The organism is Clostridium sp., assembly GCF_030532265.1.
Taxonomy (GTDB): Bacteria; Bacillota; Clostridia; order Clostridiales; family Clostridiaceae; genus Clostridium.
The window spans coordinates 1-14,131 of the sequence record NZ_JAUNLM010000053.1 but is presented as its reverse complement, the minus strand read 5'-3'; the positions used below and the strand labels follow the sequence as shown (position 1 = coordinate 14,131).

Genomic DNA, 14,131 nt, shown 5'->3' with positions numbered 1-14,131 from the left:
ACCTAAATCGCTGTGAAATATTAATTTACTATCTTTATCTATATCTTGAAGATAAAAAGTATTTTTTTAGGCTATCATAACAAGACCATTTGTCATATTTTTACCGAAAGAGTATCTTACTATTTTCTTAAAGTGTAAATCAAGTACAGAAGCTAAGTAGCACCAAACATTTTTTTGAGTTTTTGTATAAGTTAAATCTCCTACCCAGTTCTTGTTATACCAGTTTTTGTAAAATAATATTTTAAAAAGTTTGCCAAATCTTCTTTTAGATTTTTTCTAAAGGGGGATCTGTATTTTTTCATTATTATAGAGTTTATTCCTAATTATCTCATCAACCTTTGAATTCTTTTTATAGGTATATTAAGTCCATTTTTAGAAAGTAGTATTTTTAGTTTGGGATTTACATATATATACTTACTTTCTTTATAATACTTTAATATAGCTATTTTAAGCTTCTCATTTTCAATTTCTCTGCTTGTTTTCTTAGAATTTACCTTACTATAATCTGTACTAAGTGGAAGGTCTAAAACAGAGCACATCCTTTAAACTCCATAAGTTTTCTGGAGAAGAGCTATATAAAATCATGTAAAAGTTAGACATAATAAATCTATATGAGTAGAAAGGATTGGAAAAATGGGGGTAATTCTAAAATATAAACAGGATTTTTATATGCTATTATGTAACTTAAAATTACAGAATGAACAAAAGAAAGTAATTAAACAGTAGTTTTAAATAGTTTATTTAGTAGCTACAAAAAAAGAAATAGAAGGTTGTTATGCTTTAAAAATAGATATTGGAGATAATTTAGCTGCTTTGTCTAGTTATTTAACATTAAAAATATTAGACAAAGAAATTGAAAGTTTACTTTAAGCTCGAAAAAGGGTTACAAGGAGTATAGACAATATAGGATTATTGAAAATGAGTTAGAATTTATAAATATAGTTTTAAATTTATAAATGCAAAGAATAGTAGCTTATTTTATATTACCTTTTTGTTATTTTCGTTTTTTAAAAAATATTTAATTGAAAAACGTATCAAAAACACTCGTTTTTGATACGTTTTTTTTAATAAGTAAACAAGCCATTTAATAAGTTTAAAAATGTATCAAAAAAGGTATCATAATCTATTTTTATTATGATACCTTTATGATACAATATAATTAATAGATATTATAGAAAATGGAGATTAATGATATGTATAAATTAACTTATAGATATGTCAATAGAAAAAGAAGTTATACAAAAATATTTAATAGCAAAAGTGATATGGAGAGATATATAGAATCCGTAAAGGATAAAAATTTAATAGTTCTTGATATAGAATTGATAAATGAAAAAAAGATGTTAGTAGGATATGCAAGAGTTAGTACAGAGGAACAGAACCTAGATAGACAAATAGATTTGTTAATTGATTATGGTGTTGATAAGAGAAATATATATCAAGAGAAGATAAGTGGTACTAAGACTCATAGAGAGCAGCTAGATAAGATGATAGACGAGCTGCAAGAAGGAGATACGGTTATAATAGCTGATTTAACTAGAATATCAAGAAGTACAAAAGATTTATTGGATATTATAGATAGAATAAAGGCTAAAGGAGCTAGTATAAAGAGTATAAAAGATACCTGGTTAGATACTTCAAGTGATAATCCATATAATAGCTTTTTATTAACTGTTATGAGTGGATTAAGTCAGTTAGAAAGGGATTTAATAAGCCAAAGGACTAAAGAAGGATTAAGAAGTGCTAAGGCTAGAGGAAGAAATGGTGGAAGGCCTTCTAAAAGAAATGATAAAGCTGATACAGTAGGTTTGCTTTATAAAGAAGGCTATAAGATAGTGGATATAGTAAAACAAACGGGACTAAGTAGAGCAACTGTATATAGAGCTCTAAAAGATTTAGGATTAAAAGAATAATAATTTATATATAGAAAAAAGACTATAAAAAAGTTTTTATTACTTTTTTATAGTCTTTTTTATTTCTATTTGGTGTACTTTTATTAATCGAGTTTTATATATTTAGATGTAAACCATGCAGTTTTATATCCTTCTCCTGCTAAATAAGTAGCTAATGCATAATTATTTTCAATTTTATGAACAAAAAGTCTTTCACTATTTTTTACATAGCCCATTCTATTTGAATTAGGTGAAGGGTTATATCTAGCATCTAATTCAGTTAAGACATTAATTACAGTAGCATTAGTATCAATTTTTAATACTGATTGCTTGGAATTAATCCATATAGGTGTAGATTCTTTATTTTCCGAATCCTTCCAATAAGTTGCAGGTAAAAATGTTTTTAAATCACATATTTCAGGCAGAATTTTTATTCTTTCATTTGCAAAAATTTCTCCTAAATCTCTATAGTTATTACTAGGATTATCCCTAGGATCTAAAGCAACTTTTGCAGTTGCATTAGTTTTAAAGGTTTTATTATCTTGTAAATTAATATTTTCTTGTTCTTTATTATTTTGAAGTAAATCTTCACTAATTTCTTTATTTACAGACTTACAAATTCCTTTAGCTATTAAATAACCTATTAATTCAGAGCCTTTTTCTTTATAAATATCGACATCAACTTTAGATTCGCAAAAACAAACTTCAACTATTACTGCTGGCATTATTGTTTTATTTAATTCATAAAGTTTAGCGTTAGTTTTAACACCCCTATTTTTTAGAGAAGTTCCTTCAGAAACTGTATCTACTATATTTTTTGCATATACTTCTGCTTTTCCTCCCTTTTCACAAACCCAAGTTCCTGTACCTAAAGGGCCATCAAATTTCTCATAACACTTATCAAAGTGTATAGAAATAAATAAATCTGCATTAAAATTATTAGCTTTTTCTACTCCAAATTTTAAGTCTGTATTTACATCACAGTCACCTGGAGTAACATCTAAAACTTCAAAATTATTTTCAATTAAGTTTTTAATTACAGACTTATAAACCTTTCTATTTTCAGTAGTTTCATCTATTAATCCACAAGCTCCCTTTGATAAAAAATTGTGACCACCACGTATAGCTATTTTCATATTTTTCTTCCTTTCCTTTTAAAAATTTTATTTAAATAAGCTTATATATTTAAAAGATTGATAGACTTTTGTTTTGTAAACATAAAAGTAAAATATATTAGGGATTTTTAAATAAAAATGTATATTATGTAAATTTATAGAACAGAACGTTACGTTTTTTTAAAAGCTTATTTTGGAGATTTACACTTTTCCTCATTTTTTCTCTTTAAAAAATAAAAGAGATTTTGAGGAGAATTTTTATGCAAGAATTATATGAAAAGATAAAGATGTGTAAATTAGGAAATAAAGAAGTTTTACAAGATGTTGTTAATAGTTTTGAGAAAAATATAATGAAAAAATTATTTGAATTTAAAAAAGAAAATAGTACTCTTTTTATGAATGAATATGACTTTCAAGATAAAAAGAGTGAAATTACATTAAATGTTTTAAATGCAATAAAAAATATGCCAATTGAAAATTTTGAACATAAAGCTGACTATTCTGTAAAAAAATATATAAATATAACAATTTTAAATAAATTAAGTGAAATTAAAACAAAAGAATTTAATAAGACAGAAAATGAATATAAGTATGAGTTTGATTTTAGCTTTTTTAAGTCTAGTGATTTTAATGAGCCTAATACAGATATATTTGTACATGATTTAATAGACAAGCTTTCTGAAAAAGAAAGAAAAATAATTAAGTATAAATACATAGATGGAAAAAGTGATGTTGAAATAGGAGAATTGCTTAATTGTTCTAGACAATATGTAAATCAAACTAAGAATAGAGCATTAAAAAATCTAAAGAAATTTTTAGATGATTAATTAGTTAAAAATATCAAGCTTGAAAAAATTTTAAATAGGAGGTTTATTATGGATTCAGAAATGTTTAAGCTTATAGCAACCCAAGGAGCTTTTGCGTTATTATTTTCATACTTATTATTTTATGTATTAAAAGAAAATAGTAAGAGAGAAGAAAATTATCAGGGTATTATTAAAGAACTTACGGAGTTGTTACCAAGTATAAAAAATGATGTAGAAGATATAAAAAATAAATTAAATAGCAATTAGAATAAAAAAGCTGATAAAAAATCAGCTTTTTTTAATTTTCTTATTTACAAAATTAAAAAATCTCACTCTTTATATAGTGTAAAACAAATTCAAGCTTGATTTTAAAAATAAAAAGTGAGGTTTTAAAAATGATAATGAGATTTATACCAAGTGTAAATCCAGGAGATTCAGTTGGAAGTAAGCCAACGTTTCCTGTAAATGCACAAGTAAAAGGAGATTTCTTATATTTAAGAGATGCTAATGGAAATCAAATAGCAGGAAGAAGTGTAAGTGATGGAGATGAAATAACTGTTTTAAAAGTAGATCACACTAAACAGTTAGCGTTAGTACAATATCCTGCAGGAACTATTTATAGACAAGGCTATGTAACTAATGCAACAAGTATTATAAAATACAAAAATGAATATAACTGGGCAAATGGTTCTACTCCAGAAACTGTATATGATGTAGATAAAAAAACACAAATAGGTAGTTTGGATCCAAGAGAAAAAGCAACTATACTTTATAAGGTAGATGGAATGACTGCACTTGTATATGATACAAGTAAAGGTAAAATGACTAAATCAGGTTTAGTTCATTACGCTGGTTCGGGTGGATCTACTGGTGGCGGAGATATAAATGGTATAGCACCAGGAGGGGAAGTACCAGGAGGATTCACATATCCTAATAATGCTCAGGTTGTTGGAGATGACTTATATTTAAGAGATGCTAATGGTAATCAAATATCTGGAAGAGTTGTAAGTAATGGTGATAAGATAACAGTTTTAGATGTAGGATACACTAAACAATTAGCATTAGTACAATATCCTGCAGGTAGCGTAGTTAGACAAGGATATGTTACAAATGCAACTAACTTGATTCGTTACTTTAAACAAGGAGAATGGTTAAACGGAAGTACTACAGAGCCTGTATTAGATGAGAATGGTGGTTCATTAGGATCATTAAGTCCTTATGAAGCTGCAACACCACTATATAAGAAAAATGGCATGACTCATGTAGTATATGATACTTCTAAAGGACCGAATACAAAATCAGGTTATGTAAAATTTGAGGGATTGCCAGAGTTGCCTGATACAGGTATTCAAATTCCTTCAGCTTCACATTCACAAGCAACTGTTGAAGTATATGGAACAAGTGGAAAAGGAAGACCGTTAAAAGTTTATAAAATAGGAAGTGGTAGTAAAGTACTATTTGCAGGATTCGCGTTACATGGATGGGAAGATAACTGGTCAAATGATGGACTTGCATTAGTAAATATAGCAAATTCACTAATAGAAAAGGTAGGAAATTATAAAGAACAAAATGGTCTTCATGGATGGACAGTATATATAGCACCTTGTATGAATCCCGATGGAGTTATAGTAAGAGGAACTGAAAATGGACCAGGTAGATGTGCAGTAACAACTAGAGTAGATATGAATAGATGTTTTCCTTATAACTTTTCACCACAATATACTTCAAGAAATTATACAGGGCCTAATCCATTAGGAGCACCAGAAGCAGTAGCACTTAAAAATTTAGTTGAGAGAATAAATGCTAGTGCTAGTGAAATGGTTGTTTTAGATTTTCATGGATGGATGGAATTTACTCAAGGTAATGCAGAGTTAGGAAGCTATTTTGGAAAGCAATTTGGGTTCGGGCATAAAAATGTATATAGCTCAGGTTTCTTTTCAAGCTGGGCAACAACTTTAAGGAATACAAAAGCAGTTTTAATTGAGTATCCTACAAATACTTATAGCTATAATGATGTTAAAAATAAAAATTATATAGGAAAAACATTCAATGGAATAATAAATATCCTTAAGAATAATCCTAATGGTGGAGATGTAGATAATGGTGGAAATGGTGGATCGGGTTCAAGTGAAACACCTTATAATGCTACTGGAGAAATAATTAACGTAGAACCAACATCAATACTAAATGTAAGAAGTGGTCCAGGAACATCCTATGATGCAATAGGAACACTAAAGTTAGGAAATAAAGTAACTATTGTAGCTAAAACTAGACCTGCCGGAGAAACAAAAGATTGGTATAAAATAAGTTTTAATTCAGGATATGGTTATGTAAGAAGCGATTTTGTAAAAATAAGTTCATCAGAGGGAGATAACTCAAATGAAATACCATATTATGCAACCGGAGAAGTAATAAATGTAGAACCAACATCAGTATTAAATGTAAGAAGTGGTCCAGGAACATCCTATGATGCAATAGGAACATTAAGATTGGGAAATATAGTAAATGTCTTAGCTAAAACTAAACCAGCTGGAGAAACAAAGAATTGGTATAAAATAAGGTTTAACTCAGGATATGGTTATGTAAGAAGTGACTTTGTTAAAATAAATTCATCAGGAGGAAATGAAATTGATCAAGTTGATAATTTTTGTATTGTTTTGAGAGATTTATATGAAGTTGCTGGTAAGTTAAATAAAAATGTAGGAGAAAGAAATAGAATAGTTTTAGATTATTTAAGAAGTAAAGAGTATTCAGCAAGAGGAAATCTTAAAGATTTTCTTGGAGTTGCATGGGATGTTCTTTTAAATCCTGCTGAGTATAATCAGTTTGAGCAATTATTAAGTGAAGATTTAAAACTAAGATCATCAATGTATCTTAAAAATGCAACAAAAGTAGGTAAGTCTAAAATAGAAGTGCCTCATTTAGCAGCAACAACATTAGGTTATGCTTTAAATAATGCAACAATTAGTATGATACCTAGGTATTGGACTGGTTGGGGAGCTGATTTAGCAACTTTAATTGGAGAAGTTGCAATGGGACCAGATAATGATGAAAATTCACTTTACCTACGTGCGATACATCTTTTAGGAAATTCGAAGAGCTTTTTCTCAGATTCTGATTTTTATGCGGATATAGATTCAATATATTTTGCCAAAAATATAAGAACAGCACCAATATATATTTTAGCAGAAGAATACTATTATAATTTAACATATAAAAGAAAAGAGTTAATTATAGCTGATATAGGCAATAATGGTGCTTCACTAACTGACTGTATTAAAAATAAATTTATTGGAAAAGAAGGACTTGATTTTGATATTGCTGGGTTGCCAGCAGGTATGACTGGATTAGGTTTCTTTATAAAACATGGAGCAGGAGGTGCATATTTGCCACAGGAGGTATTTATTAGATCAATTAATGCTACTATTAGAGCTTTTGCATATAAGATTCAGAATATGACTAAGGATGGATATTTAGCATAATAATATAAGACTTGTTAATTTTTTTTAACAAGTCTTTTTTTCATTAAATTTCATTATTTTTTTAGTTATAATTATTATAATTAAAATGTTGTTTGGGGAGATAGATGTGAATAGAGTATTAAAAAAAAGAAGTATTTTTATTTTAATAATTGCTTCAATAATAGCAACTATATCAATATTTAATATATATTTAAATAGTGAAGAGCGAAATTGGAAGGAGATAGATGATAAAAAATTAGAAGAAAGAGTAGAAAATTTCATTGAAAATTTCTTTATGCTTGAAAATATTGATATTGATATTGATAAATTAAATGAAGTATTTTCGTCAACAAGATTTTTAAATATGGATGATGGTAGATTAATATATATATATGAAACAAAGTTTTTATTAAATCTTAGGGGAAATTTAGAAAAAGAAAATATAAAATTTAATATTGAACTACAAAAAATATATAAAGATGATTCAAATAGACTAAAAGTATTAGTTAATTATGATAGAAGTTTTAATTTTATTGGTAATAATGAAGTCAATAAAGAACATACTACATATGAAGTAATCTTGTTAAGAGAACAGAATTCTTTTTTAATAGATAAAATATATGAAGTTGATGCTTTAAATAAGGATAGTTTTCTAGAAGTTTTTTATAGTAAGGAAAAATTGTATGAAAAGTATATTGAGGATGAATTTTTAAAATATAAAAAGTTATCAAGAAAATTTTTATAATAGATTTAGTTTTTAGTTTGATTTCAAAGATTTATAAACTGTATTTAAAGTTTATAAATCTTTTTTTATAATAAATAAAATTTAGAGTTTACATAATAAGAAAAAAAGCGTAAAATTAAGACATAAAATTTCCAATTAAAATTGATAATTTTAGTAAATGATAGAAATTTTGATTCGAAAATAAAAAAAAAGCACTTCAATTTGAAGGCTTTATATAACAACTTCGGTTCAATTAATTGTTTGGCGACAATTGATTGTAACTTAAAGGTACTGCAATACCAAGAAGCTAAGGACAAGCCCAACCGAAGATTTTATATCTACTTGATATACACATAGTATATTAAAAAGATAAAAATTTTTCAAGGGGTTTAAAAAAATTTGTTTACTTAATTACATGTTTACAATAGAAATTCTAAGCTTAGGTATTAACTACCTAAGCTTTTTTTGTTGATATATAGAATTTAATATAGAAAAAATCCTAGTTATAGGTGAGTGGTTAAAGGAATAACACTATAAAAAACTGGTCGGCTCACCACCGATAGCAGCTCCGTTAGATGGAAATAGCGACTTCTTAGACAAGCTATTTAAGATAATAGTTTCTTAGTAGTGGAGTGCCTGTCCTGGTGGAGTTTGCTTTAGCTCCTAGGGGTGTGTGTAGAGTTACGTGGTAGTATGCTTGATAAAACCAGACCTAAGCAAGAAAGATACACATAGTGGTTGGAAGCCACGGGATTAAATGCGACACGGATACCTCAATGGCTCCAAGCCATTAATATAAATGTTTGCTGATCCCCTTTGTAGTATGTAATATTTTGGAAATTAAATCTATTTATGTACTACAAGGGGGGGAGCGAGCCGTATTCCTAATTCACCAAACCATTAACAGATGCTTGATTGAAAGTCAACAAAAAATACAATAAAATTAGCGAGTGAAGGGGTAATAAAAAATACATAGTATTTATAATTATATTTATTTAAGAAAGGGTTATATAGTTATGGCTAAGAAGAATAGTAAGAAGTATTATGCAATTAAAGTTGGTAAGGGAGTAAAGAATAAGATTGTTACTACTTGGAAGGAATGTAGTAAATTAGTATTAGGGTTTAATTCAGTATATAAAAGTTTTAAAACTAGAGAAGAAGCAGAACAATACTTAAATGGAATAAAGGATAATAGTATTGATATTGTATTAGAAAAAAATAAGAAAGCAAGAGAATATAATACTAAGAAAAAGAAATCAACTAGAAGTTTACAAGGTATAAGAATTGATAAAGCTCTTTATGATAGGTTTCAAGAAAAGTGTAATGAATTTGAGTTTACAGAGGAAAAAGCTATTACTCTTTTAATAGAAGAATGGCTTAGTTAAATATTTTGTAGTTAATATATTATGGCTTGAAGTGGGATAATATATGGATTTTATAGGGCGTATTTGTGGCTTAGAGTGGGAGAAGTGGAAATTGTTTTGATATCAATGAAATACTAGGCTTTGCCTAGTCTAACACTTTGTGTGATAGCAATTTCTCCTTATGCTCTTTAACAAGCTGAAAAAATTATTTTCCAGCTTGTTTTCTTTTAAAGTCTACTTAAATAAATAGACTTTATTTTTTATTTTTAATACAAAATTTATATTAAAAATAAAGGTTTAATTTTGTAGCTACAGAATTAAATTAAGTAGAAGTATAGATAAAGTGAGGATTTTTTTGTGGCTACAAAAATTATAAAGGATGATGTTATAAGGGTTAGAGTGACCAAAGAGCATAAAGAAAAATTAAAAGAAATAGCTAAGGATAAGAATGTTACTATAAGTGAAATTATTAGTGTAGCTACAGAAAATGAAATAAAAAAGTATGAGGAAAAAGAAAAAAACTATAAAAAAATATGTGAAAGATCTGTAGCTACAGAAGAAAAAATTCAGGAAATTAAATTAAATTTAGAAAAAAGAAAATCAAAAAATAAAAAAAATATATTTAAAAATATTTTTAATTTAAGGAGGTGATTTATATGAAAAAAAGATATAGATTCCCTTGTGTTTTAACAAAAGAAAATGATGGAATAACAGTAACTTTTCCAAATTTTAAAGGATGTATTTCTTGCGGCTACACTTTTGAAGAAGCTATTGAAAATGGTAAAGAAGCTTTAACTTTACATATAAATGGTTTAATAGAAGATAATGAAGTGCTGTCAGATCTAAAAGAAATAAAAAATATAAACTTATATGAAAATCAAAAGATAGAGTTTATTGAAGTTGAAATAGAAGAATAGCAAGCATAGATTTTGTCATGACACTTTAAAAAGTTATTATAGTAAAATCAGCATTGTTAGGAGTAATACTATGACCTATTTAACATAAAAAAATTAATTTTTCTTGTGGTTACAATGTTTAAAAATGTAGCTACAAAATTTTTAATCTATGATTTTATCTGTATTTTAAAGTTTTTTAAATTATTTTTGTGGCTACGCGAAAAATAATTGTAGTTACAAAATATTTAGTTATAAATTTGATAAAACTTTGAAAATGTTATAAAATTAATGTATTAGATTATTAAAATATAAGCTAAAAATTTTTTTAGCTTACATTCAACTTTTTAAACTGTAAGTTTAAGATCATTTCAAATTTTTTAAGCTTTTGCTTAGGATTATTTAAATTTTAAAATAGCCTTTTAAAGGCTAAGATTAACATAAAAAATAAATATTAGCTTATAAAATTTTATAAGCAAGATTAATAACAAATAGATAAATCTAAAAATTTTAAAAAGAAAATAAATATTAGTATTTACCAGTAAACCTGGTGTTTAATGTGTCTTTTATAGTGGTGTAGCCACTTACTAATTATTTAGTTTTAAATTTTAAAATTAGGTAGATTTTTTTTATTTGTTTTTTTTATATAAATTTAGTTTTTTAAAAATTTTATTTTTAAAATTTTTAAAAAACAGGATACCAAATTAATTTTTTGCATTTGTAAAATGCAAAAAATAATATTGCTGCGGAGCTGCAATATTATTTTAGTGTCTATTTTTAAATAGACATTTTGTAGGTTTCTATTTATTTAGAAATTTGAAGAATCGACAGTTATTGCTTAAAAGCTCAATAGCGGATTTTATTTAGTTCTCCAAGAGTTGGAGAATTGTGATTGAAAGGAAAAAGCTTTTATTATTTTTAGTATATACAATGTCGGCATTAACAGGCAGATAGAGGGAGCCTGTTAATGCCAGACATAAGTAAATATGCGGTTTTAGAATGGATTGGAGTTGTTTTTATGAGTAAAAAGAAAAATAGAAATATTAACGGACAAATTACATATGCTATAAATAAATGTTTTAAAGAAGGCAGGGATAAAAGAGCGTATAAGATCCAAGAGGGAAGAGCCATGTGCGATAAAGTTTTTAGTTATGCGGAAAAATATAGGCTAAAGGATATGGCAAAGTCTTTACAAAAATTTTTAAAGGATAACGGAAGAGATGTTAAGTATGTGAAGGATATACAAGCGGAAGATATTCAAGGTTACTTAGAAAGTGCAAAAGCGAGAGGTTGCACGCAAAATACAATAGATACATATGCGAATAGCTTGTTTAAAATTCAAGAGGCTATAAACGCCACATATGGCGTTAAAACGAATTGGAGTAGTGAAATATCTATACCTGTAGCTAAAAAGGCTTACAGCGTGGATAGAGGAGCAAATAGCGTTATAACAAGAGAGGACTATAATAAAATATTAGATTATGCAGAAAAAAATATAAGTGAAAGCGGATATGCGGTTAGATTACAAGATTTTTTAGGGGTTAGGGTTGAAGAAGTGGCTAGAATAAGTAGAGAAAATATAAATTTAGAGGATAATACTATAAAATTTGTAAATACAAAAGGAGGAAGAGAACTTATAAGAGATATTCCAGAGGATAGAATAAATCTCGTTAAAGAAATATTAGAGCATAATTATCATGAAGATAGATTATTTAGTATAAAGGGAGATTCTATAAATAGATATTTAAATAGAATAGAGGACAAGCTAGGAATAGAAAGGCTTAGTAATCATGATATAAGAAGATTAATAGCACAAGAAAAATTTGATAGTTATAGAAAATCTGGGTTAAGCATAAAAGATGCAGCTAATAAAACAAGTGCTTGGTTAAGTCATGGAGATAATAGAAATGAGCTCCTTGAAAAGAGCTATATAAAATTAAAATAAATTTTTTTTGATTTTAAATTTAAAAATTTTTTATATAACGAGGATTAAGCTATATTTTTATTGTTTAAAAGCTTATTTTAATTTAAAATTTATATTAATACTGTGATTTTGTTTAATGGTAATTGAAACTCTAGTATTTATTTTAAAATTGCAAATATTAATTACCAAAACACTATAAAGAAGATGAATTTTATATTTATTTCTGAAGTTTCTTATTTTTATGATAGTGAAAGAATATATAAAATTTATCTTCTTTTTATATTAATTAAATTTAAGGAGTTAAATATTATGTTTAATTTGTATAATGAATTTTTAAAATATGAATACAATGGACTAAAAGAATTATTTAAAATGGCTAAAACTAAAGATGAACAAGATTTCTATATGGCGTTATGTAACTTGAAATTACAAAAGGAACAAAGGAGAGTAATTGAAAAAGAGACTTATTAAATGGTTTATTTAGTAGCTACAAATAAAGAAATAGAAGGTTGCTATGCTTTAAAAATAAATATTGGAGATAAATTAGCTTCTTTATCTAGATATTTAACATTAGAAACATTAGATAAGGGAATAGAAATATTTACTTTAAGCTCCAAAGAGGGTTATAAGGAGTATAGCCCATATAGAATTATTGAAAATGAATTAGAATTTATAAATATAGTTTTAAATTTATAAATACACAGAAGAAAATTTTATATTCCCCCTTTTTGGTCACCTTTAACTTTTAAAATTTAAAAGATTTGTTTAGACTTTTAATTTATTAAATAAAGTGAAATTTGCTTAAATACTAGGTTTTATAACTTTTCATATAAACAATAGTTTTTAATATATAAAAAATTATTATTAAATTCCCATTTTGGTTACCTTTATTTAAGAATAAGTATCAAAGCTATGTTTGGGAGATTATATATTTATGATTATTGCATAGTAATAGATAAAAATTGCAAAAGAATATAGAAAAAGATAGAATTAAAACAACAATTAGATACCTTGGATTTAAGGAGGTTTTTAGATATGGGTGTACCTAATTCTAAAATTTATACTTTAGATGAATATAATAAACTTAGAGATAGTTCTAAAGATTTATATGAGTTTATAGATGGAGAAATTATAAAACTTTGGTCTCCAAGTACAATGCATCAAACTGTAGCTTTAAATTTAGGTATGGAACTAAAAAAATATTTTTCAAAAAGTAAATGTAAAGTTATGTTAGCTCCATATGATGTGTTTTTAAGTAAAGATGATATTAAAACAGATGTAGTTATTCCAGATATATCAGTTATGTGCGATAAATCTGGATTTGATGATAAGAGATACAAAGGAGTACCTACACTAATAGTTGAAATATTAAGTTCTAATGTTAGTGATGATACTGTAAGAAAATTTAATTTATATTTAAAATATGGGGTTAGAGAATATTGGATTATTGATCCTAAAAATAGGACTTTCCAAGTACATACATATGATTTTATAAATAAAACTTATGTGTCTCATATTCAAGAAAATTATGATCAGCTTAATTCTAGGCTATTTGAAAATTTAAAGATTGATATGAATTCAATTTTTGAAGATATTTAATTTAATAAGATATAAATAAAATGTTACTTAGTTATTTAAAGTTAATTGGTTAAAAAGAAAAGTAAGTTTGGTGGTTTATATACTTATGACGATTGTATAGAGAAAATAATACAACTGATTGCAAATGTGATTGTATTAGAGCTACAGGACTTGATAAAAAATGCTTATAAATGGTGGTAATTGAATAAGTTAAGCTTACTCTGTTACCACCATTACTTTTAAATATTAATTCTCTTTTTTTGCATATATAATGTAGTTTTTTTATATTAATATTATGTATAAAAGGGTACACGCCGACACAGGAAAAGTAGTTAATGTATCAAGCACATTAAATGTTAGATCAACACCATCAA

The 14,131-nt window shown here is 26.3% G+C and carries 14 protein-coding genes; 12 read left to right on the top strand and 2 right to left on the bottom strand.

The features are described 5' to 3' along the window. Window positions 1-323 precede the first annotated feature (323 nt). Window positions 324-539 (bottom strand): hypothetical protein, encoded by a 216-nt coding sequence (locus Q4E08_RS10005; protein WP_303130647.1) that lies wholly within the window; start codon window positions 537-539, stop codon window positions 324-326. Between the two features lie 801 nt (window positions 540-1,340). Here Q4E08_RS10005 and Q4E08_RS10000 point away from each other — a divergent pair. Beyond that, window positions 1,341-1,913 (top strand): recombinase family protein, encoded by a 573-nt coding sequence (locus tag Q4E08_RS10000; RefSeq protein ID WP_303130649.1) that lies wholly within the window; start codon window positions 1,341-1,343, stop codon window positions 1,911-1,913. A gap of 83 nt (window positions 1,914-1,996) precedes the next feature. Here Q4E08_RS10000 and Q4E08_RS09995 read toward each other — a convergent pair whose 3' ends face one another. After that, window positions 1,997-3,028: an N-acetylmuramoyl-L-alanine amidase gene (locus Q4E08_RS09995; RefSeq protein WP_303130646.1), complete on the bottom strand. Its 1,032-nt coding sequence runs from the start codon at window positions 3,026-3,028 to the stop codon at window positions 1,997-1,999. 239 nt (window positions 3,029-3,267) lie between these two features. On the opposite strand from Q4E08_RS09995, the gene Q4E08_RS09990 reads away from it, so the two are divergent. The 11 genes from Q4E08_RS09990 (at window position 3,268) to Q4E08_RS09940 (ending at window position 13,778) form a co-directional block, all read left to right on the top strand. Beyond that, complete coding sequence (locus Q4E08_RS09990) at window positions 3,268-3,834, top strand: sigma-70 family RNA polymerase sigma factor (RefSeq protein WP_303130644.1); 567 nt, start codon at window positions 3,268-3,270, stop codon at window positions 3,832-3,834. Window positions 3,835-3,882: 48 nt separating this feature from the next. Continuing rightward, entirely contained in the window at window positions 3,883-4,080 is a 198-nt protein-coding gene (locus Q4E08_RS09985) for a BhlA/UviB family holin-like peptide (protein ID WP_164790367.1), read from the top strand. Between the two features lie 128 nt (window positions 4,081-4,208). Continuing rightward, on the top strand, window positions 4,209-7,295 hold the full coding sequence (locus Q4E08_RS09980) for an SH3 domain-containing protein (protein WP_303130642.1): 3,087 nt from the start codon (window positions 4,209-4,211) through the stop codon (window positions 7,293-7,295). Between the two features lie 106 nt (window positions 7,296-7,401). Next, window positions 7,402-8,019: a hypothetical protein gene (locus tag Q4E08_RS09975; RefSeq protein WP_303130640.1), complete on the top strand. Its 618-nt coding sequence runs from the start codon at window positions 7,402-7,404 to the stop codon at window positions 8,017-8,019. Between the two features lie 995 nt (window positions 8,020-9,014). Next, window positions 9,015-9,383, top strand: coding sequence for an RNase H1/viroplasmin domain-containing protein (locus Q4E08_RS09970; protein WP_303130639.1), 369 nt, complete (start codon window positions 9,015-9,017; stop codon window positions 9,381-9,383). Window positions 9,384-9,719: 336 nt separating this feature from the next. Beyond that, on the top strand, window positions 9,720-10,013 hold the full coding sequence (locus tag Q4E08_RS09965) for a CopG family transcriptional regulator (RefSeq protein WP_303130637.1): 294 nt from the start codon (window positions 9,720-9,722) through the stop codon (window positions 10,011-10,013). A gap of 5 nt (window positions 10,014-10,018) precedes the next feature. Next, on the top strand, window positions 10,019-10,279 hold the full coding sequence (locus Q4E08_RS09960) for a type II toxin-antitoxin system HicB family antitoxin (protein WP_303130635.1): 261 nt from the start codon (window positions 10,019-10,021) through the stop codon (window positions 10,277-10,279). 943 nt (window positions 10,280-11,222) lie between these two features. After that, complete coding sequence (locus tag Q4E08_RS09955; RefSeq protein ID WP_303130634.1) at window positions 11,223-12,200, top strand: tyrosine-type recombinase/integrase; 978 nt, start codon at window positions 11,223-11,225, stop codon at window positions 12,198-12,200. Between the two features lie 288 nt (window positions 12,201-12,488). Continuing rightward, window positions 12,489-12,650, top strand: a complete 162-nt coding sequence (locus tag Q4E08_RS09950) for a hypothetical protein (protein WP_303130633.1) — start codon at window positions 12,489-12,491, stop codon at window positions 12,648-12,650. Continuing rightward, complete coding sequence (locus Q4E08_RS09945) at window positions 12,651-12,875, top strand: DUF6718 family protein (RefSeq protein WP_303130631.1); 225 nt, start codon at window positions 12,651-12,653, stop codon at window positions 12,873-12,875. A gap of 339 nt (window positions 12,876-13,214) precedes the next feature. Beyond that, window positions 13,215-13,778, top strand: a complete 564-nt coding sequence (locus Q4E08_RS09940) for a Uma2 family endonuclease (protein ID WP_303130630.1) — start codon at window positions 13,215-13,217, stop codon at window positions 13,776-13,778. The last annotated feature ends 353 nt before the right edge of the window (window positions 13,779-14,131 follow it).

Excerpts from the sequence above, each read along its gene's own strand:
- Q4E08_RS10005 (WP_303130647.1), bottom strand. The coding sequence starts at position 539 with ATGTGCTCTGTTTTAGACCTTCCACTTAGTACAGATTATAGTAAGGTA.
- Q4E08_RS10000 (WP_303130649.1), top strand. The coding sequence starts at position 1,341 with ATGTTAGTAGGATATGCAAGAGTTAGTACAGAGGAACAGAACCTAGAT.
- Q4E08_RS09995 (WP_303130646.1), bottom strand. The coding sequence starts at position 3,028 with ATGAAAATAGCTATACGTGGTGGTCACAATTTTTTATCAAAGGGAGCT.
- Q4E08_RS09990 (WP_303130644.1), top strand. The coding sequence starts at position 3,268 with ATGCAAGAATTATATGAAAAGATAAAGATGTGTAAATTAGGAAATAAA.
- Q4E08_RS09985 (WP_164790367.1), top strand. The coding sequence starts at position 3,883 with ATGGATTCAGAAATGTTTAAGCTTATAGCAACCCAAGGAGCTTTTGCG.
- Q4E08_RS09980 (WP_303130642.1), top strand. The coding sequence starts at position 4,209 with ATGATAATGAGATTTATACCAAGTGTAAATCCAGGAGATTCAGTTGGA.
- Q4E08_RS09970 (WP_303130639.1), top strand. The coding sequence starts at position 9,015 with ATGGCTAAGAAGAATAGTAAGAAGTATTATGCAATTAAAGTTGGTAAG.
- Q4E08_RS09960 (WP_303130635.1), top strand. The coding sequence starts at position 10,019 with ATGAAAAAAAGATATAGATTCCCTTGTGTTTTAACAAAAGAAAATGAT.
- Q4E08_RS09955 (WP_303130634.1), top strand. The coding sequence starts at position 11,223 with ATGCCAGACATAAGTAAATATGCGGTTTTAGAATGGATTGGAGTTGTT.
- Q4E08_RS09950 (WP_303130633.1), top strand. The coding sequence starts at position 12,489 with ATGTTTAATTTGTATAATGAATTTTTAAAATATGAATACAATGGACTA.
- Q4E08_RS09945 (WP_303130631.1), top strand. The coding sequence starts at position 12,651 with ATGGTTTATTTAGTAGCTACAAATAAAGAAATAGAAGGTTGCTATGCT.
- Q4E08_RS09940 (WP_303130630.1), top strand. The coding sequence starts at position 13,215 with ATGGGTGTACCTAATTCTAAAATTTATACTTTAGATGAATATAATAAA.